This window comes from Erythrobacter aurantius (assembly GCF_023823125.1).
Lineage (GTDB): Bacteria > Pseudomonadota > Alphaproteobacteria > Sphingomonadales > Sphingomonadaceae > Erythrobacter > Erythrobacter aurantius.
The window spans coordinates 2,732,807-2,756,504 of record NZ_CP090949.1 but is presented as its reverse complement, the minus strand read 5'-3'; the positions used below and the strand labels follow the sequence as shown (position 1 = coordinate 2,756,504).

The window sequence follows — 23,698 nt, the reverse complement described above, 5'->3', positions numbered from 1 at the left end:
GCCCCCTTGAAACCTGCCGCTTGATGCGCACATGCCTTGGCATGGAAGCCTCCGCACAGCCGCGCCTGAAAGTCTGGTACGACGGTGCTTGCCCACTCTGTCGGCGCGAAATCGAGTTGATGCAGCGGCTCGACCGGCGCGGTGCGATCGATTTTGTGGACGTTGCGGGCGATGCCGACCCGTCCTGTCCGATCGACAAGGCCCAGTTGCTTGCCCGCTTCCATGCCGAGGAGAACGGCGAAGTCCTTTCCGGAGCGGCGGCCTTTGCAGCGATGTGGCGGGCGATTCCCCCCTTGCGTACGATCGGCCTGATAGCACGCAATCGCCATGTGCTCGCGGTGCTTGAAAAGCTTTACCTGCTGTTCCTGAAAGTGCGCCCGACGCTCCAGAAGCTCGCTCGCTAGGGCGCGAAAAGACTTGCCGCCGATCCTGCTATCGGCTCTTTTGCCGACAAGAGAAAAACAAGGGAGAGGACCGCACCGATGAGCAATTTCGGCGGCATGCAGAACGAAATCTACAACGCCGGATTGCAGGGCATATTGCCCGATTATCCGGTCGATTTCGCAACGCTCGAACAACGCGCGCACGAGGCATTGGGCCCGATGCTGACCAATTATGTCGCGGGCGGATGCGGCGACGAACACACGCAGGACACCAACGCCAGCGCGTTTCACCACTGGGGTATGGTGCCGCGCATGATGGTCGATTGTTCGACTCGCGACCTGTCGATCGACTTGTTCGGTATGAAGCTGCCGACACCGCTTTTCATGGCGCCAATCGGTCTCAATGGCGAAGCGACGCAGGATCGCCACGGCGACTTGGCGGCCGCACGTGCATCGGCAATGACGGGCGTGCCGTTCTGCGTTTCGACCTTGTCGAACGATCCGATGGAGCAGGTGTTCGACGCATGCGGCGATACACCTGCATTCTTCCAGCTCTATACCCCGCGCAACCGCGAACTGGCGGAAAGCCTGATCAAACGGGCCGAAGCGTCGGGCGCCAAGGCGATTGTCGTTACCTTGGATACCTCGCTGACCGGCTGGCGTCCGCGCGATCTCAATGCGTCGAACTTTCCGCAACTGCGCGGCAAGGTGATGCAGAACTACTTTTCCGATCCGGTGTTCCGCTCGATGCTGGACAAGCCGCCGGAGGAAGACCCGAAAGCGGCGATCATGCTGTTCGCGGCGATCTTTGGCCAGGTGCTGACCTGGGATGACATGGCGTGGTTCAAATCGGTGACCGATCTGCCGATCGTGTTGAAAGGCATCTGCCACCCCGATGATGCGCGGCGTGCCGTCGATAGCGGGGCGGATGCGGTCTATTGCTCCAATCACGGCGGCAGGCAGGCCAATGGCGGGATCGCGACCATCGACCTGCTCGAAGACGTGGTGAAGGCCAGCGGCGACAAGCCGGTGCTGTTTGACAGCGGCGTCCGATCCGGCACCGACGCTGTCAAGGCGCTGGCGCTGGGCGCGACAGCCGTGGGCGTGGGCCGGCCCTACACCTATGGTCTGGCTATCGGCGGGGCCGCGGGAGCGGCGTGGGTCTTGCGCTGCATACTGGCGGAGGCTGACCTGCTGATGGCCGTCAATGGCTATCCGACTCTTGCCGATGTGCGCTCAGCCGGGGCTAAACGGACCGCTTAGGCGCACTTTTGAAAGCAATTCGGCCAAAATTCTTGCCAGATTGATGAAATATCGACTCAGTTTTCCACAGGAAGCGTGTTAGTTTTACCACATAACAAATCGCGAATCGGGGACGCGACCTATGGAACGACCGACTTTTGTATCGTCGGGCCCAGATGCAATGGGCCGAACTGTCTGCTTTGGTGACGAGAATTCACGCCGTGCGCGTTACGGGCGAATCCGCCCCATGCCGCGCAAGGACAGCTTCACCAGCAAGTTGCTGAAGCTCGTTTCGCTTCGTTGATCGAACGAGGCGGCAGCCTCCAATATCGGCGCCCCTGACCGACTGCCCTGATCACGGCGCCGCCTTGGCGACCGTGACCAGTTTCGTCTCGGTATAGCCGAGATACCCTTCGACCCCGCTTTCCGATCCGAAGCCGCTGTCGCCCGTGCCGCCAAACGGCGTTTCGGGTGAACCCACGGCGAAGTGGTTGATTGCGACCATCCCCGCCTTCAGCGTGTTGCCCAGATAGTGGCTTTCATCGAGCGACGAGGTGAAGGCATAGGCGGCAAGGCCATAACGCAGCGAATTGGCGATCCGCACCGCGTCCTCGATGTCGTCATAAGGCACGATCCCGGCCACCGGCCCGAACGGTTCCTCTGTCATCAGGCGGCTGTCGGCCGAAGGATTGGCGATGACGGTAGGTTCAAAGAAGAACCCCTTGGGCGCGTTCATCGCCCGTCCGCCGGTGACGACTTCGCCTTTTTCTCCGCCCAGCGAACCCATCAGATCCTGCATTGCGGCGACGCGTCCGGCGTGGGCCAGCGGCCCCATCTCGACGCTGTCATCGACGCTGGCGTCGCCCACTTTGATCGCCTGCGTGCGGGCAGCGAATTCCGCCACGAAGCGATCATAGATGCTGCGGGCAACCAGAAAGCGGGTGGGGGAGACGCAAACCTGCCCGGCGTTGCGGAACTTGGTGGCGGCACAGGCCGCGACAGTGCGTTCGAAATCCGCGCTTTCGCCGATCACCACTGGCGCATGGCCGCCCAGCTCGGCGGTGAACCGCTTGAGATCCCTTGCCGCGAGCTGGCCAAGTTGGCGACCCACCGCGGTCGATCCGGTGAAGCTGACCTTACGGGTGACGGGGGAGGCGATGAGATATTCGGAAATCATCGCCGGATCGCCATAGACGAGGTTGATCGCGCCAGCCGGAACGCCCGCCTCGACAAAACATTCGACCAGCATCTGCGCCGTCGCCGGGGTGGTTTCAGCCGGCTTCAGCACGCAGGAACAGCCTGCCGACAATGCCCCCGCCAGCTTCTTTGCGGGCAGGTTGATCGGGAAATTCCACGGCGTGAACAGCATTGCCGGGCCAATCGGTTCCTGCGTCACCCGCTGTTCGAGCAGGCTGTGGCTGCGCACCGGAACAAGCCGTCCACCCTGACGCTTGGCCTCCTCGGCAAGGAATTCGATCAGGTCCGCAGCCCCGGTGGTTTCGCCCAGCGCCTGCGCATGCGGCTTGCCCATTTCCAGCGTCATCACGCGGGCGATGCCTTCGGCCCGTTCGCGCAGCAGCATGGCGGCGCGGTGGATGATGCGGAACCGCTCGATCGCGGGGGTGGCGGCCCATTTGGGGAAGGCCTCTCCCGCTGCGGCAAGCGCCGCGTCAAGTTGCTCTTTCGAAGCCTTGGGCGCGCGGCCCACTTCCTGTTCATTGGCCGGGTTGATCACCGGCATGGAGCCTTCGCCCCCGCTCTCGACCCATTCGCCGCCGATCAGCATCTTGATTGTGGGGTAAGCGGTCATGGGGGTTCTCCTTGCACTATTCCGAATTGTTGCGGCTGCGAATGAAGTTGACAAAGCCGACACTGCGTCAAGCGTCCAGATCGCCACCAAGGCACTGATATACAGAGAATAAATGTGCTCTTGGGGCGGTTGACACTTATCCTAATTTAAAAAAATTCTAGGGGTCTTTCCGGCAGTTTCCCAATGCCACAGGCCGACCCCTGTAGGAAAGCGGGTGTCTCTCAAATGCGAAGCCGCTCCGCAACCCTGTTTGTTGCAATTGAAACTTTATTGCGCATGGCGTAACGCGTTTCTACCCTCATTCCCCAGGAGAGAATCATGCTCGTCGGTGTGCCCAAGGAAATCAAGAACCACGAATACCGTGTCGGCCTGACCCCGGAAGCCGCGCGCGAATACGTCACCAATGGCCACCGGGTCATCGTCGAAAGCGGTGCGGGGCTGGGCATCACCAAGACCGACGATCATTATCGCGCCGTGGGCGCCGAAATCGTCGACAGCGCAGAGGAAGTCTTTGCCCGCGCCGAAATGGTGGTGAAGGTGAAGGAGCCGCAGCCCAACGAATGGGTGCAACTGCGCGAAGGGCAGATCCTGTTCACCTATCTCCACCTCGCGCCCGATCCCGATCAGGCGCGCGGCCTGATGGAAAGCGGCGTGTCGGCGGTGGCATATGAAACCGTCACAGATGCGCATGGCGGCCTGCCGCTGCTTGCCCCGATGAGCGAGGTCGCCGGGCGACTCTCGATCGAGGCAAGCGCACAGGCGAGCCACAAGAACAACGGCGGGCGCGGTATCCTCATGGGCGGCGTTCCCGGCGTGCTTCCGGCCAAGGTCGTCGTCATCGGCGGCGGCGTTGTCGGCACGCAGGCTGCGCGCATGGCGGCGGGGCTGGGCGCGAATGTCGAAATTCTCGACCGTTCGCTGCCGCGCATCCGTATGCTCGACGACATGTTCCAGGGCCGCGTCACGACCCGCTATTCCAACGCAGGCACGATCGAAAACGCGATCACCGATGCCGATGTGGTTGTCGGCGCGGTGCTCATCCCCGGTGCGAGCGCACCCAAGCTGGTGACGCGCGATATGCTGGGCCTGATGCAGCCTCGCGCGGTGCTGGTCGATGTCGCGATCGATCAGGGCGGGTGCTTTGAAACGTCAAAGCCGACCACGCATGAGGAGCCGACCTATCTGGTGGACGACATCATCCATTATTGCGTCGCCAACATGCCCGGCGCGGTGCCGCATACCTCCAGCTATGCGCTCAACAATGCGACGCTGCCCTTCGGTCTTGCGCTGGCACGCCACGGGATCGAGGCGTGCGAGCGCGATCCGCATCTGAAGCCCGGCCTGAATGTGCATCAGGGCAAGATCGTGAACGAAGCGGTGGCCGAAAGCCTTGGCTTCTGACGATCTGACCGTCGAGGCACTGACCGGGGCGGCTATCGCTCCGGCCATCCCGGCTCTGGCGCAGCTGCGTATGCGCGTCTTTGCCGAGTGGCCGTATCTGTATGACGGCGATCTCGCGTATGAGGAGGAATACCTCAGCGAATTTGCTGCGGCGCCTGACGCCGTTCTGGTGGTCGCCCGCCACGAAGGGCGGATTGTCGGCGCGTACACCGCGTCACCGATGGCGGCGCAAACAGGCGAGATCAGGGAACCCGTCGCAGCCGCCGGGTTCGACACTTCCGCGATCAGCTATTTCGGTGTAAGCGTGCTTCTGCCCGAATATCGCGGCCAGGGGCTGGGCCATGCCTTCTTCGATCATCGCGAGGCCGCAGCCCGCGCTTGCGGCCTGAAAACTGCCATGTTCGCTGCAGTCATCCGGCCAGAGGATCATCCTTCAAGGCCGCAGGGATATCGCCCGCTGGACACATTCTGGCGGGGGCGCGGCTATGGCCCGGTCAAAGGGCTGATCTGCAATCTCGCGTGGCGTGATCACGGCGAGGACGCCGAGACGCCCAAGCCGTTGCAGTTCTGGAGCCGCGCGCTTTAGCGGTTACGCCTCAACCACGGTCTGTTCGATGCTGCCGAAGATCGAATGGTTATCGGCATCGCGCATTTCGACCTTCACCGTGTCACCCGGCTGCATGAAGGGTGTCTTGGGCGCGCCGTCATAGATCGTTTCGATCATGCGGATTTCGGCGATGCAGGAATAGCCAAGCCCGCCTTCTGCCACCGGCTTGCCCGGGCCGCCGTCCGCGCCCTTGTTGCTGATCGTGCCTGATCCGATGATCGATCCCGCGCACAGGCTGCGCGTCTTGGCCGCGTGGGCCACCAGTTGGGCCATGTTGAATGTCGCATCGACGCCGACATTGGCCCGGCCGAAGGGTTCGCCATTGTAATCCACCATCAACGGCAGATGGATGAGCGAATCCTTCCACGCATCGCCCAGTTCGTCCGGCGTGACCGCGACGGGGGAGAAGGCGCTGGCGGGCTTTGACTGGAAAAAGCCGAAGCCCTTGGCCAGTTCGCCAGGGATCAGACCGCGCAGGGACACATCGTTCACCAGCATCACCAGCTTGATGTGATCGGCGGCATCTTCGACGCTGACGCCCATCGGCACGTCGTCGACGATCACCGCGATCTCGCCTTCCATGTCGCATCCCCAGGCGACATCGCCCAGCGGGATCGGGCTGCGCGGGGGCAGGAAACCGTCGCTGCCGCCCTGATACATCAGCGGATCGTGGTAGAAGCTTTCAGGCACTTCGGCATCGCGCGCCTTTCGCACCAGTTCGACGTGGTTGATATAGGCGCTGCCGTCTGCCCACTGGTATGCGCGGGGCAGGGGCGAATGCGCCTGCCGTTCGTGGAAGCGTTCGCACGGCACCGCCTCATGCTCGACATCGCGGGCCAGCACTTCGAGTTCCGGCGCGACCCGCGCCCAGTTGTCGAGCGCGGCCTGCATCGTCGGCGCGATGTATCCGGCGGCGCAGCAGCGGGTGAGGTCTTTCGACACCACCACCAGCCTGCCGTCGCGGGTGCCGTCGTTGAGCGTTGCGAGCTTCATGGGTTTCTCTCCGGGGAATCGTTCTGTTTATCGGGGTGGGCGCGCTGGAACGCGGGCAGGGCAAGGCAATTCGCCTCGATCCGCGTGATGCGCGGGTGCAGCGTCAGATCGTAATGGAACCGGCGCGCATTGTAGACCTGCGGGATCAGGATGCATTCGAAAATGCCGGGCTTGTCGAACAGGAACGGCCCTGCATCGAGCTGCTTGAGCCGCGCCTCCACCGGATCGAGCGTGCGCTTGAGCCAGTGGCGATACCAGTGATCGATCACGCTCTGCGGGTGGCCCAGCGGCTTCTTGAGGTATTTGAGCACCGGCAGGTTGAGCGGCGCGTGGAGTTCGGTGGCGATCGCGTAAGTCAGCTCGCGCGCGGTGTAGCGGTCTTCGATGCTTTCGGGCAGCAGCGGGTTTTCGGGATAGGCTTCGTCCAGCCACTCGATCAGCGCCATCGATTGCGCCCGGTCGCGCCCGTCTGCTTCGAGCATGGGCACCGATCCGAAAGGGTTGCGGCTGGTGAAGGCCGGGTCTTTCTGCCCGTCTTCGAGCAGGTTGACGCCGACGTTCTCGTACTCAAGCCCCTTCAGCTCCAGCGCGATGCGCAGGCGGTAGGAGGTCGAGCTCCGGTAATATCCGAAAAGCCGCATCAGAACGCCGCGATCCCGGTGATGCCGCGGCCAAGGATCAGCGCGTGAACATCGTGGGTGCCTTCGTAAGTGTTCACCGTTTCGAGGTTCACCGCGTGGCGGATCACCTGATATTCCTCGGAAATGCCGTTGCCGCCGTGCATGTCGCGCGCCGTGCGGGCGATATCCAGCGCCTTGCCGACATTGTTGCGCTTGACCACGCTGATCATGTCGGGCGCAAACCGCCCTTCGTCCATCAGCCGCCCGACGCGCAGAGACGCCTGTAGACCCAGCGCAATATCGGTGAGCATGTCGGCGAGTTTCTTCTGATAGAGCTGCGTTCCCGCCAGCGGCCGGCCGAACTGCTTGCGATCCAGACCGTATTGGCGTGCGGCGTGCATGCAGAATTCCGCCGCGCCCATCGCGCCCCAGCTGATGCCGTAACGCGCGCGGTTGAGGCAGCCGAACGGGCCTTTCAACCCCTGCACATTGGGCAGCAAGGCATCGGCGGGCAGCTTCACCTCGTCCATCATGATCATGCCGGTGGTGGAGGCGCGCAGCGAAATCTTGCCTTCGATCTTGGGCGCGGACAGCCCCTTCATCCCCTTCTCAAGGATAAATCCGCGAATGCCGCCGCCGTGTTCCTCGCTCTTGGCCCAGACCACGAAGACATCGGCAAAGGGGGAGTTGGAAATCCACGTCTTGCTGCCGGAGATGACGTAACCGTCCCCGTCCTTCTTGGCATAGGTTTTCATCCCCGCAGGATCGCTGCCGGCATCGGGTTCGGTCAGGCCGAAACAGCCGATCAGTTCACCGCTGGCGAGGCCGGGCAGGTATTTGCGGCGCTGTTCCTCCGATCCATAGGCATAGATCGGATGCATCACGAGGCTCGACTGCACGCTCGCCATCGAACGGTATCCGCTGTCCACCCGCTCGATCTCGCGGGCGATCAGGCCATAGGCGACATAGCTGGCGCCGGCGCCGCCGAATTCCTCAGGGATGGTCGCGCCGAGTAGCCCCGCCTGACCCATCAGCGGGAACAGTTCGGGGGCGGAAACCTCGTTGCGGAACGCCTCGATCACGCGCGGTTGCAGCTCGCTTTGCGCAAAGCCGTGCGCCGCATCGCGGATCATCCGCTCATCCTCGGTCAGCTGGCTTTCGAGATCGAACGGATCTTCCCAGTTGAACGGGACGATTCCGGCGGTCGCAAGGTCGGGTGACGAGGGGGCGTGCACTGGTTACTCCTGAAACTTTCTGTTCAGTCAGCTTTCGCAGGTGCGCGTATCCTTCGCAAGAGGCCTTCGCACGTGTTTGTGAGGCATCAACTGCGCGAGGGATAAATCCCCTGCGTGACAATGCAGAAACGGACTGGGCGGCCGTCCTTGTCGTCCATTCCGTCAAGCTTGGGTAAAGCGAAAGTGGTGCGCCCGTCGCCGCCATACATCGTGCCGAGAAGCGAAAACAGGGCCGTGTTCTGGCTGATCGAAAGCAGTCGGCCATCGGCGGGCAAAGAGCCACGCGGACAGAAATTTCCGGCGAAGACGAACACTTCGGCAAGGTATCCCTCGCGCGCCTGCGCAGGACTGGCGAGTGTCAGCGTGGCTGCGGCAGCAAGACACGCGGCTGCGATCCGTTTCTTCATGGTGAATTCCTTCCTGTTTGTTCGCCACGGATTGTGGCCCGAACAGGAAGAGGATTTCAACGCCCCTTTGGGGAAAAGTTCCTTGAACGATCAGTCCGCCAAGGCGGCGCATTCCTGCAGCGCTTCCTTGACTGCGGCGATCACTGCCGATGGCGGGCAGGGTTTCTGGAGCGTCCGCGCAGAGGGGAAGTGCGCTTTCACCTGCTTGCTGGAATAGCGGCCCGAATGGAAGATGATCGGCACCTGCTCTTCGTCCAGCACCCGCGCCAGCGCGAAGACATTGCCGTCGCACAGGTCGATATCGAGGATGGCGAGATCGGGCTTTTCCTTCTGGAAGGCGAGCATGGCCGAGGAAATCCCCGCGTGCGGCCCTTCGACTTCGAACCCGGCTTCCTCCATCGTATCGCACAGGTCGAAGGCGACGATCATTTCGTCTTCGGCCACCAGAATTTTCTGGCTCATGTCACTCTCCCTGAACATGCCGCGTTTTTACCACACGGTCAGGGGTGTAACGCTGGCCTGACGGAATGGTTCCTCAGGCGTTGCAAAATGATCAACCGTCGCGGCCGAACTTCTCGGTAAAGCCGGCTTCGTCACCTGCGGCCAGCAGCTTCGCCTGTTCAACCCATTGATCGCGCTCGATCCGGCCCTTGAACCGGCCCAGTCCCTCGTCGATCCGGGCAACATCGGCATCGCTCCACGCGGCAATCTGGGCATAGGTGGTGATACCCTGCTCCTTGAGCATGGTGACAAGCTTTGGCCCCACGCCCTTGATCTTCTTGAGATCGTCCGCCTCGCCTTTCGGTGCAGGTGCAGGTGCAGGTGCAGGTGCAGGCGCGGGGGCAGAGGCCGGCACAGTCGTCGGGGTGACAGCGGCGCCCGCTTCGGCATCGGCGCTGGCGGTGGCTGCGGCAATCGCATCGGAATTGGCATTGGCCGAAGTCTGCCCGACATCACGCGCCACCGCCGCCGGGGCGTCGATCAAGGCCTGGTTGCGGGCGGCGGGGCTTGCGCCTTCTTCAAGCACGTCTTTCGCCGCGCCTTCATCGCGGATCACCTTGGTGCGGCGATTGGCGCGCATGAACATCCAGATCGCGACGGCGAGGAAAACGACCCCGAGGGCGATCAGAAATGCGGCTTGGGCGGTCTGGGGCGACATGGTGGCTCCTCATGCGTGAATCACTGACGAGCCCGCCCTTTAGCAGCAGCGGAGCAAGGCGCAAAAGCGCCCTCTGCATGGGGTGTCAGCCGCCGCCCCGCATTCCGGCAGCCAGCTGGTTCAACTCGAGGAATTCCTGCCGCCAGAAATTGTTCTGCCGTCCGGCCAGCGCGCCGATATCGTCATGGGTGAAGCCCATCATCAGCTCGTCGCCGCGCAGAACCTGTCCGAATGCCGCGACCGCCGCGGCAAAGGCAAAGTCGCCAGACGGCGCGCGCGCGTTGAGCAAGGCGTCGCTCATCACAACCGTGTCGATTAGTTCCGAAGTGTCGCTGTCGGGCAGCTTGAAGCGCAGCTTGATATGCGCGGCTTCCGCCATGCGGCGCAGCGCCTCACTTGAAGGCTGGTCTTCATACCGGCGCGGGGCGATCCAGCCCTTCGTTCCGGCCGGCACGACTTCGTAAATCGCGGTGACCTGATGTCCGGCGCCGATATCGCCCGCATCAACCTGATCATTGTCGAAATCCTCTTCGCGTAAGGCGCGGTTCTCATAACCGACAAGCCGGTACTGGCTGATCACCGCCGGATTGAATTCGACCTGGATCTTCACGTCCTTGGCAATGGTGAACAGGGTGGAGGACATTTCATCGCCCAGCACCTTTTTCGCTTCGAGCGCGCTGTCGATATAGGCGTAATTGCCGTTACCCTTGTTGGCGATCTGCTCCATCATCGCCTCGTTGTAATTGCCCTGGCCAAAGCCGAGCGTGGTCAGCGTGATGTCGCGATCGCGATAGCCTTCGATCATTTCGATCAGCGATTTGTTGTCCGACACGCCGACGTTGAAATCGCCATCGGTGGCAAGGATGACGCGGTTGACCCCGCCCTTGATGAAATTGTCCTCGGCAATGTTGTAGGCCAGTTGCAGGCCTGCGCCCCCGGCGGTCGATCCCCCGGCGGAAAGCGATTCCAGCGCGGTGCGGATCTTGCGCACGTCATTGGTGGGTTCGAGCACAAGGCCCGCTGCCCCGGCATAGACCACGATCGAAACGCGATCCTGCGGGCCAAGCTCACCCGCAAGGCCGGAAAGCGCGGTCTTCACCAGCGGCAGCTTGTCGGGTGAATTCATCGATCCTGACACATCCATCAGGAACACGAGGTTTGCCGGCGGGCGTTCCTCGCTGTCGATATCATAACCGCGCAGGCCGATGCGCATCAGATAGGTGTCCGGGTTCCACGGCGTTTTCGCGACATCGGTGGTGACGCTGAACGGCACCTCGCGGCTTTGCGGACGGTCGTAATCATAGCGGAAATAGTTGATCATCTCCTCGGTCCGCACGGCGGCCTGTGGCGGTATCTGGCCCTGCGTCAGGAAACGGCGGGTGTTGGCATAGGCGCCGGTGTCGACATCGACGCTGAAAGTGCTGACAGGCTCATTGGCGACGAGTTTGACGGGGGAGACTTCCTCACCCGCATATTGCTCGCGGCCCGGATCGGTCGGGACGACGACGGGCGGAACGATATAGGCCGGTGGCGGGGGAGCCATTGCAAGCTCGGCATTCCCGCGCACCGCGCCGGTTCGGTTGCGCCGTCCGGGCGCGGGGGATGATTGAACCCGCGATCCCGTCACCACGACGGTGCTCGCATCCGCTGCCGGTGGCGGCGGGGGAGGCGGAGGGGGAGGCGGCGGTGGAGGCGGAAGCGCTTCGGAAGTCTTGCCCGGCGCGCTGCCGGTGCTGGCCATGTCGCCCTGTGGCGTGCAGCCGGCAATGATCAGACCCAATACGAATACGCCCGAAATTTTCAGGTGAGCACGCTTCAATTGCCGCATATCCAGTCCCCGTGATTTACCCGCAGCAAAAGGGCGACTCGGCGCGTTAATCGCGACTGAACGTGCTGTTAGGGTTGCGTAATCTGGGATGCCAAGCCCCCCGAAAAGCCCGGAAATACGTGGGTTCAGCGCGGCTTGGCGGTGCTTTCTGCGGCTTCGAGAATTTCTTCGGGCAGATTGGCGTTCTTGCGGAACAGCACCTTGTCCGCCTCGGTGAAGCCGCGTTTCCAGATGACCCACATATAGACGAACAGGATCGCCGGACCGCCGATGGCCAGTTCGACCCATTCGGGGGTGAATTCGGTAAAGACGAAGCCCACCACAACAGCCGGGGCAGCGGCATAGACCAGCGCCCAGCGCCAGTTGGATACGGGCGCTTTCAGCAAGGTCTTCAGCACCAGCGCCTTGACCAGACTGGATACGGCCAGCGCCACGAACAGCGCGCCCGCCGCGCCTGCTGCCTGAAAGCCTTCATTGTATCCCAGATGCTGGGCCAACAGGATGAACGCCACCGTCAATGCCCCTTGGAGGGTGATGACGCCCACCGAAATCGCAAGGTTCCGCTTGCGCGCGATATAGACCAGCACGCTTTCGGACACGACCGCCATCGATGCGATCACCTCTGCCGCCAGCAGGATCGCCAGAGCACCTGTGCCTCCGACAATCGCCGGTCCGGCAAGTCCCATCACCGCCTCGCCCGGTATCGCCAGCATCAATGCAATTCCGACCTGAAGCGCGATGATCCAGAAACCCACCTGCCGCACCTGCGCCGCAATCGCGTCCATATTGCCGATTTTGAGGTTCTTGGTGATCACCGGCGCAAGGATCGGCTCGAACGAGGATTTGAGCTTTTGCGGCAGGCTCACGACCTCCTTGGCGAACCAGTAAATGCCGACAGCGTTCGCCGAGGTGAGCTGGCCGAGCAGGAACACGTCGAGCAGCCGCGTCCCGCGCTCGATCACATCCGCGCCCACCAGCGGCAGCGCGCGGCTAGTCAGCTTGATCAGATAGGCCGGACGCGGGCGCCACCCCTTGGGCAAGCCATAGGTCTTGAGGAACGACCACAAGGCGGTGAAAAGCGCGGCATAGATCGCCCCGACAAACGCCAGCGCGATGCCTCCGTCTGATAGCGCGGGGACAAAGAACAACGCGATCACCAGGATCGACTTGGTCCACGGCTCGACCAGCGCGCGGGCGCGCACCGTGGTGGCAATGTCATGCTTATAGGCTTGAGCGGCGAGCAGGATCTCGGTCAGCGCGAAAGCGGGAATGGCCGCAATCATCCACATGTCGAAATCGCTGTTTGTGCCGTTGGGAAAGATGATCCACGGAAACGCCAGGAGCAGCAACGGGCAGATCAGCGCCGAAACCGCGAGCGATGCGAGCATGCCGTCGAACACCAGATTGGTGGGCGTGTCTTCCTTGTCCTCGGCCCCTTCGGTCAGCCGCTGGGCCAGCCCGCGCTTCTCGCCCAGCGCGCAGATCAGCGCGACGATTTCGACCACCACGAAAGCGATGGCAAAGCGGCCCATTTCGTCGACGCCGTAAAGGCGGAAACCGACGAACAGGAACGGAATGCCCCCCAGCAGCCGCAGGATGAAGCCAAGCGTGTTGGTGCGCCCGCCCTTGGCCAGTGTGGCCATGTCGTCTCCGCCCTTGTCGGGGCGGGGAGTGTCTGGGGGCAGGGTCGCCACGCTCAGGAAATGTCCGACTGGTCGCCGGGCAATTCGGCGGTGAGCGGGCGGGCGAGCAGTTGCGCGACGATGGCCTTGGGTGCGGCGCCGTTCAGGATCGCGTTGACGGCGGTGGTGATCGGCATGGCGATCCCGCGTTCGTGCGCCAGCGCGGCGAGCACCGGGGCGGTGTGCGCGCCTTCGGCCACGGTGGTGCGGTCTGCCATCAGTTCGGCGGCGCTCCGGCCTTCGCCTAATGCTTTGCCGAGCGAGAAATTGCGGCTGGAGGTGGAGGAGCAGGTCAGCACCAGATCGCCAAGGCCGCACAATCCGCTGAGCGTTTCGACCTGAGCGCCCATCGCTTCGCCAAAGCGCAGCATCTCGGCATAGCCGCGCGCGATAAGCGCGGCTCGGGCATTCTGGCCAAGACCCAGCCCGTCAACCACGCCGCAGGCGATCGCCAGCACGTTCTTGATCGAACCGCCGATTTCCGCGCCGGTCACATCGTCGGAATAATAGGGCCGGAAAGCGGGCCGTGCGATCACCGGGGCAAGCCGCTCCCACTGTTCGCGCCCGCCCTCGCAGGCAAGGGTTACGGCGGTGGGCAGCCCGGCGGCAACTTCATGCGCGAAAGTCGGGCCGGAAAGCACCGCAATCGCGCTGCCCGGCGCGGCGGCGCGGGCGACATCGTTCATCAAAAGGCCCGATCCCGCTTCGATCCCTTTCGAACACAGCACCAGATCGCGTGGGGGCTGGCTCAGGCCGCCCAGTACCTTGCCCAGCACCTGCGCCGGGGTGACGACCAGTACTGTGTCGATCCCGGCCATCTCACCCAGATCGCCGGTTGCCCGGATGGCGGGCGAAAGTTCGGCGGACGGCAGATAGGCCGGATTGCGGTGATCGCAGTTGATCGCGGTGACGACTTCGGGTTCGAACGCCCAGATCAGGACACCGCCCCCGTCGCTGGCGAGCATTTGCGCCAGCGCTGTGCCCCATGCGCCCGCTCCGATCACTCCGACAGTTCCGCTCATGCTTTCACTCCCGCACCGCGCACCGTTTCCGCTTCCGGATCAAGCGGCCAACGCGGCCGCGCTTTCAGATCAAGCGGATCGCCTGCGAAGTCAGCATCATGCGCCAGCCTTTCGCAGCCTGCCCAGGCGATCATTGCGGCATTGTCTGTGCACAGCGCAAGTGGTGGTGCGACAAAGCGCATCGCGTTCGCCTGCGCCAGTTCCTCCAGCGCGCCGCGCACGCTCTGGTTGGCGGCGACACCGCCTGCCACCACCAGCGCGGGGAATGCCCCTGCCTGATCCAGTGCCAGTCTGAGCCGGTCGATGAGGCAATCAATCGCCGCCTGCTGGAAACTGGCGGCGATATCGGCGGGTTTGTGTTCGCCGCTTTCATAGGCGCGCAGCACCGCGCTTTTCAGGCCGGCAAAGGAGAAATGCGGTTCCTTCGATCCTTTGAGCGGGCGTGGCAAAGGCACGGCTTTGGAATCGCCTTCGCGCGCCAGCCGCTCCACCGCCGGGCCGCCGGGATAACCAAGGCCAAGGATCTTCGCGGTCTTGTCGAAGGCTTCGCCCAGCGCATCGTCGATCGTCGTGGCGAGGCGGCGGTATTGCCCGACACCTTCGACACCGAGGATCTGGCAATGGCCGCCCGAAACCAGCAGCAAGAGATAGGGAAATTCCAGTGCAGGATCGGCCAGTCGCGGCGAGAGGGCATGGCCTTCGAGATGGTTGACCGCGATCAGCGGCTTGTCCGCCGCCATCGCCAGAGCCTTGCCGCTGACGAGTCCCACCATCACTCCGCCGATCAGTCCCGGCCCGGCGGTGGCGGCAATCGCGTCAACCTGCCCCAGCGTCAGCCCGGCATCGTCCATCACCGCTTCGAGCATCGGGGCAAGCCGCTGCGCATGGGCGCGCGCGGCAATTTCGGGGACGACCCCGCCATATGGCGCATGTTCGGCTTCCTGGCTCGCGATACGCTGTGCCAGAATGCGCCGATCCGCTGTCACAAGCGCCACTGCGGTTTCATCGCAGCTGGATTCAATTCCCAGTACGATTGCTGCGTCAGACTTGTGCGATACCGGTCCCATCGCGCTTCCATCTAGTCGCTGTGGGGGCTAGGGCAAGCTTAGCCATGAATAACACGCCCAATTCCGACATCCGCATCCGCCTTGGAACGCGCAATTCCCCGCTTGCGATGGCGCAGGCCATCGAAACCCGCCAACGGCTTTGCGCTGCCCACGGCTGGGCCGAGGATGAGGTGGAGCTCGTGCCTGTCCTTGCCAGCGGGGACAAAGTGCTCGACCGCCCGCTCGCGGAAATCGGTGGCAAGGCGCTGTGGACCAAGGAACTGGACCAGTGGCTTGGTGATGGCCTGATCGATGTCGCCGTGCATTCGGCCAAGGATGTCGAGACGATCCGCCCGCCGGAATTCTGCTTTGCCGCGTTTCTGCCGCGCGCGGACCGGCGCGATGCGCTGGTCGGCGCGGCGAGCATTGCCGATATTCCGCAAGGCGCGGTGGTCGGCACCTCTGCTCCGCGGCGGGCATCGCAATTGCTCAATCTGCGCCCTGACTGCCGCGTCGTGATGTTCCGCGGCAATGTCGCGACCCGTCTGGCCAAGCTTGAGGCAGGGGAAGCCGATGTGACTTTCCTCGCCGCTGCGGGGCTGGAGCGGCTGGGGCAGAGCGAAGTCGGTTCTCCGCTTGCAGTGGACGAATGGATACCCGCTGCCGCGCAAGGCGTAATCGCGATCGAATGCCGCGCCGATGATGAAGCGACCAAGGCCGCGCTTGCGGCGATCGACGATCACGGCACGCGTTGCGAGCTTGAAGCGGAGCGCGCGCTGCTCGCCCAGCTTGGCGGCACCTGCCATTCGCCGGTTGCGGTGCTGTGCCAGCCGGGAGGGGAAGGGCTGGCGATGCGCGCCGCGCTGTTCAGCCCTGACGGTTCCGAGCGTGTCGAGGGCGAAGTCCTGTTCGATCCGCTCGATCACGCGCCGGTAAGGGCGCTGGCGGCTGACCTGCTGGCCCGCGCAACGCCGGGGATCAGGCCGCATTTCGGCGGGGCGTGATATTGCCCCGCGCGAACGGATATGTGCTGGTTGTAAGGCCGGAACCGGGGCTTTCCGCCACACTCGCCGCAGCGCAGGAAATCGGCCTTAACGCCATTGGCTATCCGCTTTCGGAGATACGCCCGCTTGATTGGGAATGCCCCGAGCCCGGCGCGATCGATGCGCTGTTGATCGGCAGCGCCAACGCCATCCGCCACGGGGGCGAGGCGCTGGAACGGCTCAAGGACAAACCCGTCTATGCAGTCGGCGAAACCACCGCTGATGCCGCACGCGAAGCGGGGTTCGAGATTGCAGCGGTGGGCAGCGGCGGATTGCAGAAAGTGCTCGACGCAATCCCCGCGCCTGCGCGGCTGCTGCGCATTGCCGGGGCAGAACACGTGCCGCTTCTCCCCCCTGCCGGGGTACATATCCACACCGTGATCGCATATGAAAATGTAGCGCTGGAACTGCCTGAACCGCTGCGGCCATTGCATGATCTGGGGCTGACCGTGCTGCTTCATTCGGGGGCTGCGGCAGAGCAATTCGACCGTGAAAGCAGACGCTTGGCCTTGCAGCGCGACCGGATCGAACTGGCGGTGATCGGCCCCCGGGTCGCTTCATCTGCGGGTAAGGGCTGGCGCGCTATCCACGTCTCGCCTGCGCCGAATGATCGGGCTTTGCTGGAAATGGTAAGAAAGCTGTGCCTATAACGGGCCAAACCAACGCAGACGGGATCGAACCTGCAGGGCGGGTCGCACAAGATACGGATTTTTGATGGCATCGAAATATGGCAGCCGCAGGAAGCCGAGCTCTACAAAGGGCTTCCTTATTGCTGCGCTGGCCTCGTTCCTGGCGGGCGGTGCGCTGGCGGGATATGTGGTCTACTACAATCTGAACTCTGATGATGAGACGCCGCTTGTCTCCAGCAGCGGCGCGGCGGAATTGCCTGATGTGCCGCTGGTGACAGAGCCTTCGGCTTCGCCAAGTGTGGGGGTTACCGCTTCACCAAGCCCGCTGGCCGAAGCGGTGGCCGCTCTGGAAACCGGCGATGCAAACGGCGCGGCGCAGGCGGTTCGCAATGTCGCAGAGCAACAGGGCGGTCTGGATCAGCGGCTTGCAGCGGCGGAGCAGCGGCTCGCGCGGCTCGATCTTCAGGCACAGGCGGCAGCAGGCAATGCGGCCCGCGCAGAAGGCTTGCTGATCGCTTTCGCCACGCGCCGCGCGGTCGAACGCGGGGCAGAACTGGGATATCTCGCCGATCAATTGCGGCTGCGGTTTGGCGATCAATGGCCCAATGCCGTCAGCACCATTATCAATTTCGCGCGTGAGCCGATCCGGATCGACAATCTGACGGCGCGGCTCGATGGGCTCGGCCCAGATCTGGTGCAAAGGCGCGAGGGCATGAGCTGGACGCGATTGCAGCGGGAACTGGGCGAACTCTTCGTCATCCGCCGCGAAAGCACCCCATCACCCCAGCCCGAACGGCGGCTGGAACGGGCGCGCATCGCGCTGGAGCAGGGACGCTATCAGAACGCGATCGACGAAATTCGCGGGATGCCCGGTGCGGACAAGGCCGACGCATGGATTGCCGATGCCGAAAGGTTTCGCGACGCGATGCAGGCGCTCGAAGTGATCGAAACCGCCGCTGTGCTTGATCAGAGCGGGCTGCGCGACGGCGCGGGCAATGTCGTTCGCCAACCGAGCCCGGTCGAACAACCCGAAGGCTAGATCAGGCTTCTAGATCAGGCTTTCAGCAGTTCCGGCAGATCGCCGGAGATACCGCGCGCTTCGTCCATGAAGAACGTCTTGAGCATCGGCGTGCGTTGCACCGCCGACATGCCGAGGCGCCGCACCGCGCTTGCGGTCTTGCCGGGAACGCCGAACAGCCATGTCAGCCCGTCGGTCGCCAGTGCGACCATGAAGCTGTCGAGCCCGCGCCAGTTTTCATACCTTTTGAGCAATTGCGCATCGCCCGGATCCAGCCCGAGCCTTGCGCCATCGGCCAGCACCTCGACCAGAGCGCCGACATCGCGCAGGCCAAGGTTCAGCCCCTGTCCGGCAATCGGGTGCAGGCCGTGCGCGGAATCCCCGATCAGCACAAGCCGTTCGGCGGTGATCTTGGCGGTGTGGTGGAACCCCAGCGGCCAGCTTGAACGCGGGCCGACGCTGGTGATCTCGCCCAGAATGTCGCCCATGCGCTTCTGCACCTCGGCCAGAAACGCACGGTCGCCCAGCTTGGTGACGGCCTTTCCGTCCTCTTCCGACACGGTCCACACCAGCGAGCAGCGGTGCGTGCCGTCGGGATCATCGTTCATCGGCAGCAGGGCAAAGGGGCCTGCAGGATAGAAGATTTCCCACGCGACATTGTCATGCGGTTTGGAGTGAGTCAGCCCGGCGATCACCGCGCGATGTTTGTAATCCCATTTGGCGATGGTGATGCCGGCTTCGTCACGGGTGGGTGACTGTCGGCCTTCGGCGGCGACCATCAGGCGGCCTTTCAGCTTGCGGTCATCGTGAAGCACCGCCGCCACGCCGAATTCGCTGCGTTGCCGTTCTACGATCTCGGCCTTGGAAACCCAGTTGATCAGAGGCTCCTCCGCCGCCGCTTCGAACAGGGCGAGGCGCAGGCGGCGGTTGGGGAACATCCGGCCCAGCGTCCCCTCGTGCGGTTCCGGGGTGAAGTCGATCCGCCCCGGCTTGTTCTGATCGGTCACCGCGATGCTGGAGATATCGCAAGCGAAGGGCTCAAGATAATCGGCGATGCCGATATTGGTGAACAGGTGCCAGCTGGCGGTGGAGATCGCGGTGGCGCGATCGTCAAAGCCTTCGCGGGTCAGTTCGGCAGGGTCTGCGCGGTCGATCACATGGCTGGATATGCCCTGTTTTGCCGCTGCGAGTGCCAGCGCCATGCCGACAAGGCCGCCGCCAAGGATCAGGAGATCGCGGGTTTCTGAATCTGCTTGCGCCATAATTTCCAAGGTAACCCTTCAACCAGACTTTGCGGAAAGCCATATGCACCGCTAGTGCCGCTCCTACGTTGACCTGACGCAAAGAGGCAAGCCACAGATAATGGACTTCGCTGCAATCCGGATTGCATCGCGCGAAATCTGGCCCGCGAGAATGGGGGCGATATTCGCCGTTCTTCTGGCTGCCTTGCTGGCAGGCGGAGCTTTGGCGCAGGATTCGGGCATCCCGCGTGAGGCGCGCTATGGCGATGACAATATCGCGGTGGAACTGTTGGCCGATGGCGCGCCGCGCGCCGGACAGGAATGGATGCTGGCGCTGCGGTTCCTCCCTTCGAGTGAGGAATGGCACGGATACTGGTCCAACCCCGGTGATGCGGGGCAGGGGATGCAACTGCAGCTTGACATGCCCGAAGGCTGGGAGATGGGCGAGCCGCTTTACCCAGTGCCTGAAACGCTGGTGCAGCAATTGCCCAACAGCGCGATCATGAACCACATCTACAAGGGCCCGCATACGGTGCTGGTCCCGGTGAATGTGCCTGATGACGCGGTGATCGACGGACTGCCGCAGGTGGCGGGTCATGTCGAATACCTCGCCTGCACCGACAAGATCTGTGTGCCGCAGGACGCGGTGCTGTCTGCCGGACAGGGCGGAGATTTTGCCCGCTGGCGGGCAGAGGTTGCGCCGCTGCTGGATGCCACCGGAACCTTCGAGACTTCGGGCGGCGTGCTGCGGATTTCTGTGCCGTTGCCCGAAAGCGTCGCGCTGGCCAAGCCGCACCTCTTTGTCTCGCAAACGGGCCTTGTCCAATATGCGGCCGCGCAGACATTCCGCCGCACCGGCGATGCTCTGGTGGTCGAAATGCCGCTTGACCAATATGGCACAGGCGAGGCGGAGGCGGTTTCGGGCATCCTCGGCTTTGATGCGAAAACCGGGGTGCGGTTCGAAGCGGTGCCAGGCCCGGTCCCCACGGGCGGCGAGTTGATCGCAGGACCCGTGGGCCTCGAAACTCCGCCGCTGTGGACGCTGATCCTCGGTGCGCTGATCGGCGGGCTGATCCTCAACATCATGCCATGTGTCTTCCCGATCCTGAGCCTCAAGGCGCTGTCGCTGGCCCGCGCCGGGGGCAGCGAGGCGTCCGACGAACAAAGGGCGCGCAGCGAAGGATTGGCCTACACCGCCGGGGTCGTGCTCGCCTGTGTGGCGCTGGGCGGGATCATGCTGGCGCTGCGTGCCGCCGGGGAACAGGTCGGCTGGGCGTTCCAGTTGCAGGAGCCATCGGTGGTGATCGCGCTGCTGGTGCTGGCCGCCGTCATCACCGCCAATTTCGCCGGATTGTTCGAATTGCCGAGCGTCGACACCGGCAATGGCGCAGGGCGCGGTGCCTTTGCGACCGGGCTGCTGGCCGCGGTCGCCGCGACCCCGTGCACCGGGCCGTTCATGGCGGCTGCGTTGGGCGCGGCCTTGCTGCTGCCGACGCCGTTGGCCCTGATGCTGTTTGCCATGCTGGGGCTGGGGCTGGCGCTGCCGTTCCTTCTGATCGGCTTTGTCCCCGCGCTGCGCCGGATGCTGCCCAAGCCGGGGGCGTGGATGGACCGGTTCCGCAAGATCATGGCGATCCCGATGGGGCTGACCACGCTCGCGCTGATCTGGCTGACGGTGCAGCTTGGGGGCAAGGGCTTTGCGCTGTTCGCGCTCGTCATGCTGTTCGGCGTGCTGCTGGCGCTGGCCGTGGTTGGTCGCTTGCAGAAAGCGGGCAAGATGGCGTGGCCCGCATTCGGATTGGTGGCCGTGCCGTTCCTGATCTTCGGCGCCTTTGCGCTGCCTTACAGCTACGAAGCGGGCGGCGGAGCGTCGGCCAGCGAAAGCCTGCTATCCCCGCGCAGCTTCAGCCGCGAGGCGCTGGCCGAGGCGCGCGCTTCGGGCAAGCCGGTGTTCGTGTGGTTCACCGCCGACTGGTGTGTCACCTGCAAGGTCAACGAAAGCGTCGCGATCGAGCGCGAGGCGACCCGTGATGCCTTTGAACAGGCAGGGGTGATCGCGATGGTTGGCGACTGGACTGTGCGCGACGAGGAAATCACCGGCTTCCTGAATGAACAGGGCGCGGCGGGCGTGCCGCTTTACCTTTGGTATGAACCGGGTGAGGAAGGCGAGCAATTGCCGCAGGTTCTCACCCCCGACATGCTCACCGAACGCGCATCACGGGACAGTCGCTGAAGCTTCGGGTTCGGGCAGTTCGATCTGCGGCGGGGGATCATCGCCCCGGCACCGCGCCACCATATCCCACGCGGCGAGGCTGGGGTTCAATGTCACCATTCCTGCGCCCGGCACCGTCAGAGTGACCTTGCGCGGCCCGGCCAGCGGTTCCCAGCGGCTGTCCGCGGCCAGATGCGTGCCCTGCCACACGCTGCGCCCGTTCATGTCCGTCGCATCGACAGGCAGGCGGCCGATATGGCCATTGCCCACCAGCGCCAGCATCGCGCCTGCGCCTTCATCGGCAGGGGCAAGCCGGGTGATCACCAGCTTTGGCAACTGGGTTTCGGCATCGACGCATTCAAGCGCTACCTGCGCCGCTTCGCCCGGAATGCCATAGATGATGCGCCCTTCGACATTGGGGCTAAGCGCCCAGACGGCACCTTCGAAATCGGGGGAGGCGATCGGTTCGGATGCCGTGACGGCCTCCTCCTCCGCCATGCCGCGCGCCAGATCGGCGTCGGTTGGCGGGGGCTGGCACCCGGCCAGCGCCCCAAGCAGGACGATCGCTGCTGCGTGTCTCATCGGGCGCGGATAAACGCCCTGAGATCGCGCGACAGCTTTGCCCGGTCTTCATCGCGGATATACATCATATGGCCCGCGTCATAATATTCGTAGGTGATCCGATCCTGCGGGATGCCAAAGCGGTTGAGCGAATATTCGGCCCCGAAGAACGGCGTGGCGAAATCATACCACCCTTGCGCGTTGAACACACGAAGCTGCGAATTCTGGCGCATGGCCTGGCCGATGAAGGGCGCGACGTTGAGATAGGCGTTGCGGCCCCTGCCGCCCAAAGACCAGTCCCATGACGCGCCAAGGCTGCCGATTGACTGGTATTCGCGATCCGTCTCGAAACCGAGGCCCTCGCGCGCCCATTCGTTGATCGCGGCGGTGTAGCCTGCATCAATGCCGTAGAAGCTGGGGTCGCTGTCCGGTGTTTCCCCGGCGTTGTCGTAATCGACCCCGGTGTAGCGCGCATCGAGCCGCCCGATTGTCAGCCCGCGATCACGCAGCAGCTCCTTGTAGAACCGTTGAGAGGTGACGCGCAGGTTGGCCTGTTCCAGATATTGTTCCGAAAGCCCCGTCAGGCGCGACAGCTCGCGCCGCACGCTTGCGCGCTCGTCTGCGGGCAGGTCCTGCCCTTTCAGCAGCGCGGTCGCAAACGGGCCGATGGCGAAACGGCGCGCCTCTTCGGCGATGGTTTCGACCGATGGCGCTTCGACCTTGCCGTGATACCATGCCGCTGCCGCCATGTTGGGCAGGGTGACGATATAGGCCATCTCATTGCCCGGAGTGGGCTCGCGCCCGGCGAAATCGAGGATGGTCGAAATCAGGATCAACCCGTTGAGGCCGACATCATTGTAGGTGCCGCCTTCCAGTTCATCGACGACCATCGCGGTGCGGCTGGTGCCATAGCTTTCCCCGCCGAGGTATTTGGGGCTGTTCCAGCGGCCATTATCGTTGATCCAGCGGCGGATCACTTCGGCAACGGCGCGGGCATCCTGCCTTAGCCCGTAATATTTGCCCGGATCGGTCCCCTTGGTGAGATAGCTGAAGCCGGTGCCCGGCGGATCGATGAAAACAAGGTCCGCTACGTCGAGCAGACTGTCGGGATTGTCGAGCAACGGATAGGGCGGCGCACCATCGTCGCGCGCATCGCTGGGGATCGCCACCCGCTTCGGCCCGAACGCACCCATCTGCAACCACACCGATCCCGAACCCGGCCCGCCGTTGTAGATGAAGAACACCGGGCGCGAGGTGTCGCGCGGGCTTTTGACGTAAGAGGTGGTGACGATCACCGCTTCCTGTTTGCCGTCATCGCCGGTCAGGATCGTTTCGGCGATGGTCGCGGTGTAAGGCACGCGCACTCCGCCAAAGGTCCCCGCGAGTTCGCGTGAACGGGTTTGCGGGGTGATCGTCGCGGATGGTGAGGCCCCTTCCGAATGCGCTTCGGCAATCAGCGGAGCGGGTAGGGTGGTGGCAAGCAGCGAAGCCGTCAAAGCGGCGAGAATGCGTGTTTTCATGGCAAGCGGATTGGCACCAGTCCCGCTATCCGGTCAAGG

At 63.6% G+C, this 23,698-nt stretch carries 22 protein-coding genes; 8 read left to right on the top strand and 14 right to left on the bottom strand.

Annotation, left to right across the window (positions count from 1 at the left end; all coding sequences use genetic code 11):
• Window positions 1-41: 41 nt before the first annotated feature.
• Both L1K66_RS13305 and L1K66_RS13300 read left to right on the top strand, forming a co-directional pair.
• Window positions 42-404, top strand: a complete 363-nt coding sequence (locus tag L1K66_RS13305) for a thiol-disulfide oxidoreductase DCC family protein (RefSeq protein WP_252258292.1) — start codon at window positions 42-44, stop codon at window positions 402-404.
• A gap of 78 nt (window positions 405-482) precedes the next feature.
• On the top strand, window positions 483-1,646 hold the full coding sequence (locus tag L1K66_RS13300; RefSeq protein ID WP_252258291.1) for an alpha-hydroxy-acid oxidizing protein: 1,164 nt from the start codon (window positions 483-485) through the stop codon (window positions 1,644-1,646).
• Between the two features lie 334 nt (window positions 1,647-1,980).
• Here the strand turns inward: L1K66_RS13300 and L1K66_RS13295 are convergent, their stop codons facing one another.
• Complete coding sequence (locus tag L1K66_RS13295; RefSeq protein ID WP_252258290.1) at window positions 1,981-3,435, bottom strand: NAD-dependent succinate-semialdehyde dehydrogenase; 1,455 nt, start codon at window positions 3,433-3,435, stop codon at window positions 1,981-1,983.
• Window positions 3,436-3,753: 318 nt separating this feature from the next.
• Between L1K66_RS13295 and ald the strand changes: the two genes are divergently transcribed.
• Both ald and L1K66_RS13285 read left to right on the top strand, forming a co-directional pair.
• Window positions 3,754-4,836, top strand: coding sequence for an alanine dehydrogenase (gene ald / locus L1K66_RS13290; protein WP_034954967.1), 1,083 nt, complete (start codon window positions 3,754-3,756; stop codon window positions 4,834-4,836).
• On the top strand, window positions 4,826-5,422 hold the full coding sequence (locus L1K66_RS13285; protein ID WP_252258289.1) for a GNAT family N-acetyltransferase: 597 nt from the start codon (window positions 4,826-4,828) through the stop codon (window positions 5,420-5,422). Before ald ends, L1K66_RS13285 begins: the two co-directional genes overlap by 11 nt.
• 3 nt (window positions 5,423-5,425) lie before the next feature.
• Here the strand turns inward: L1K66_RS13285 and L1K66_RS13280 are convergent, their stop codons facing one another.
• The 10 genes from L1K66_RS13280 to tsaD all read right to left on the bottom strand — a co-directional run bounded on the left by L1K66_RS13280 (window position 5,426) and on the right by tsaD (window position 15,456).
• Window positions 5,426-6,436: a fumarylacetoacetate hydrolase family protein gene (locus L1K66_RS13280; RefSeq protein ID WP_252258288.1), complete on the bottom strand. Its 1,011-nt coding sequence runs from the start codon at window positions 6,434-6,436 to the stop codon at window positions 5,426-5,428.
• A complete protein-coding gene (gene maiA, locus L1K66_RS13275) occupies window positions 6,433-7,077 on the bottom strand; it encodes a maleylacetoacetate isomerase (protein WP_252258287.1) in 645 nt (214 codons plus the stop codon). The genes L1K66_RS13280 and maiA overlap by 4 nt, the downstream gene beginning before the upstream one ends.
• Window positions 7,077-8,291, bottom strand: coding sequence for an acyl-CoA dehydrogenase (locus tag L1K66_RS13270; RefSeq protein ID WP_407931951.1), 1,215 nt, complete (start codon window positions 8,289-8,291; stop codon window positions 7,077-7,079). Before L1K66_RS13270 ends, maiA begins: the two co-directional genes overlap by 1 nt.
• Window positions 8,292-8,377: 86 nt before the next feature.
• Window positions 8,378-8,698, bottom strand: a complete 321-nt coding sequence (locus L1K66_RS13265) for a phage tail protein (protein ID WP_252258286.1) — start codon at window positions 8,696-8,698, stop codon at window positions 8,378-8,380.
• A gap of 90 nt (window positions 8,699-8,788) precedes the next feature.
• On the bottom strand, window positions 8,789-9,160 hold the full coding sequence (locus L1K66_RS13260) for a response regulator (RefSeq protein ID WP_252258285.1): 372 nt from the start codon (window positions 9,158-9,160) through the stop codon (window positions 8,789-8,791).
• 91 nt (window positions 9,161-9,251) lie between these two features.
• Entirely contained in the window at window positions 9,252-9,857 is a 606-nt protein-coding gene (locus L1K66_RS13255; RefSeq protein WP_252258284.1) for a helix-hairpin-helix domain-containing protein, read from the bottom strand.
• An 85-nt stretch (window positions 9,858-9,942) separates the two neighbouring features.
• Window positions 9,943-11,685, bottom strand: coding sequence for a vWA domain-containing protein (locus L1K66_RS13250; protein WP_407931950.1), 1,743 nt, complete (start codon window positions 11,683-11,685; stop codon window positions 9,943-9,945).
• Window positions 11,686-11,810: 125 nt separating this feature from the next.
• Window positions 11,811-13,328 carry an oligosaccharide flippase family protein gene (locus L1K66_RS13245; protein ID WP_252260514.1) on the bottom strand — a complete coding sequence of 506 codons (1,518 nt, stop codon included), beginning with the start codon at window positions 13,326-13,328 and terminating at the stop codon, window positions 11,811-11,813.
• Window positions 13,329-13,381: 53 nt separating this feature from the next.
• The gene (locus L1K66_RS13240; protein WP_252258283.1) at window positions 13,382-14,389 is read right to left on the bottom strand and encodes an NAD(P)H-dependent glycerol-3-phosphate dehydrogenase; all 1,008 of its coding nucleotides are present in this window, start codon (window positions 14,387-14,389) and stop codon (window positions 13,382-13,384) included.
• Window positions 14,386-15,456, bottom strand: coding sequence for a tRNA (adenosine(37)-N6)-threonylcarbamoyltransferase complex transferase subunit TsaD (gene tsaD, locus L1K66_RS13235; RefSeq protein WP_252258282.1), 1,071 nt, complete (start codon window positions 15,454-15,456; stop codon window positions 14,386-14,388). Before tsaD ends, L1K66_RS13240 begins: the two co-directional genes overlap by 4 nt.
• 44 nt (window positions 15,457-15,500) lie before the next feature.
• On the opposite strand from tsaD, the gene hemC reads away from it, so the two are divergent.
• The 3 genes from hemC to L1K66_RS13220 all read left to right on the top strand — a co-directional run bounded on the left by hemC (window position 15,501) and on the right by L1K66_RS13220 (window position 18,146).
• The gene (gene hemC / locus L1K66_RS13230) at window positions 15,501-16,439 is read left to right on the top strand and encodes a hydroxymethylbilane synthase (protein ID WP_256471456.1); all 939 of its coding nucleotides are present in this window, start codon (window positions 15,501-15,503) and stop codon (window positions 16,437-16,439) included.
• Entirely contained in the window at window positions 16,436-17,128 is a 693-nt protein-coding gene (locus L1K66_RS13225) for a uroporphyrinogen-III synthase (protein ID WP_252258281.1), read from the top strand. Before hemC ends, L1K66_RS13225 begins: the two co-directional genes overlap by 4 nt.
• 64 nt (window positions 17,129-17,192) lie before the next feature.
• Window positions 17,193-18,146 (top strand): hypothetical protein, encoded by a 954-nt coding sequence (locus L1K66_RS13220; RefSeq protein ID WP_252258280.1) that lies wholly within the window; start codon window positions 17,193-17,195, stop codon window positions 18,144-18,146.
• A gap of 14 nt (window positions 18,147-18,160) precedes the next feature.
• On the opposite strand, the gene L1K66_RS13215 is transcribed toward L1K66_RS13220, so the two are convergent.
• On the bottom strand, window positions 18,161-19,387 hold the full coding sequence (locus tag L1K66_RS13215) for an FAD-dependent monooxygenase (protein WP_252258279.1): 1,227 nt from the start codon (window positions 19,385-19,387) through the stop codon (window positions 18,161-18,163).
• Window positions 19,388-19,487: 100 nt separating this feature from the next.
• Between L1K66_RS13215 and L1K66_RS13210 the strand changes: the two genes are divergently transcribed.
• Entirely contained in the window at window positions 19,488-21,599 is a 2,112-nt protein-coding gene (locus tag L1K66_RS13210) for a protein-disulfide reductase DsbD family protein (protein ID WP_252258278.1), read from the top strand.
• Here L1K66_RS13210 and L1K66_RS13205 read toward each other — a convergent pair.
• Both L1K66_RS13205 and L1K66_RS13200 read right to left on the bottom strand, forming a co-directional pair.
• Window positions 21,582-22,160 carry a hypothetical protein gene (locus tag L1K66_RS13205; RefSeq protein WP_252258277.1) on the bottom strand — a complete coding sequence of 193 codons (579 nt, stop codon included), beginning with the start codon at window positions 22,158-22,160 and terminating at the stop codon, window positions 21,582-21,584. The genes L1K66_RS13210 and L1K66_RS13205 overlap by 18 nt on opposite strands.
• Window positions 22,157-23,659: a S10 family peptidase gene (locus L1K66_RS13200; RefSeq protein WP_252258276.1), complete on the bottom strand. Its 1,503-nt coding sequence runs from the start codon at window positions 23,657-23,659 to the stop codon at window positions 22,157-22,159. Before L1K66_RS13200 ends, L1K66_RS13205 begins: the two co-directional genes overlap by 4 nt.
• Window positions 23,660-23,698: the final 39 nt, after the last annotated feature.

Coding starts and splice junctions, on each gene's coding strand:
- L1K66_RS13280 (WP_252258288.1), bottom strand. CDS start 6,436: ATGAAGCTCGCAACGCTCAACGACGGCACCCGCGACGGCAGGCTGGTG.
- L1K66_RS13200 (WP_252258276.1), bottom strand. CDS start 23,659: ATGAAAACACGCATTCTCGCCGCTTTGACGGCTTCGCTGCTTGCCACC.
- L1K66_RS13300 (WP_252258291.1), top strand. CDS start 483: ATGAGCAATTTCGGCGGCATGCAGAACGAAATCTACAACGCCGGATTG.
- L1K66_RS13205 (WP_252258277.1), bottom strand. CDS start 22,160: ATGAGACACGCAGCAGCGATCGTCCTGCTTGGGGCGCTGGCCGGGTGC.
- tsaD (WP_252258282.1), bottom strand. CDS start 15,456: ATGGGACCGGTATCGCACAAGTCTGACGCAGCAATCGTACTGGGAATT.
- L1K66_RS13265 (WP_252258286.1), bottom strand. CDS start 8,698: ATGAAGAAACGGATCGCAGCCGCGTGTCTTGCTGCCGCAGCCACGCTG.
- L1K66_RS13305 (WP_252258292.1), top strand. CDS start 42: ATGGAAGCCTCCGCACAGCCGCGCCTGAAAGTCTGGTACGACGGTGCT.
- L1K66_RS13240 (WP_252258283.1), bottom strand. CDS start 14,389: ATGAGCGGAACTGTCGGAGTGATCGGAGCGGGCGCATGGGGCACAGCG.
- L1K66_RS13210 (WP_252258278.1), top strand. CDS start 19,488: ATGGACTTCGCTGCAATCCGGATTGCATCGCGCGAAATCTGGCCCGCG.
- hemC (WP_256471456.1), top strand. CDS start 15,501: ATGAATAACACGCCCAATTCCGACATCCGCATCCGCCTTGGAACGCGC.
- L1K66_RS13295 (WP_252258290.1), bottom strand. CDS start 3,435: ATGACCGCTTACCCCACAATCAAGATGCTGATCGGCGGCGAATGGGTC.
- ald (WP_034954967.1), top strand. CDS start 3,754: ATGCTCGTCGGTGTGCCCAAGGAAATCAAGAACCACGAATACCGTGTC.
- L1K66_RS13245 (WP_252260514.1), bottom strand. CDS start 13,328: ATGGCCACACTGGCCAAGGGCGGGCGCACCAACACGCTTGGCTTCATC.
- maiA (WP_252258287.1), bottom strand. CDS start 7,077: ATGCGGCTTTTCGGATATTACCGGAGCTCGACCTCCTACCGCCTGCGC.
- L1K66_RS13250 (WP_407931950.1), bottom strand. CDS start 11,685: ATGCGGCAATTGAAGCGTGCTCACCTGAAAATTTCGGGCGTATTCGTA.
- L1K66_RS13255 (WP_252258284.1), bottom strand. CDS start 9,857: ATGTCGCCCCAGACCGCCCAAGCCGCATTTCTGATCGCCCTCGGGGTC.
- L1K66_RS13215 (WP_252258279.1), bottom strand. CDS start 19,387: ATGGCGCAAGCAGATTCAGAAACCCGCGATCTCCTGATCCTTGGCGGC.
- L1K66_RS13220 (WP_252258280.1), top strand. CDS start 17,193: ATGGCATCGAAATATGGCAGCCGCAGGAAGCCGAGCTCTACAAAGGGC.
- L1K66_RS13260 (WP_252258285.1), bottom strand. CDS start 9,160: ATGAGCCAGAAAATTCTGGTGGCCGAAGACGAAATGATCGTCGCCTTC.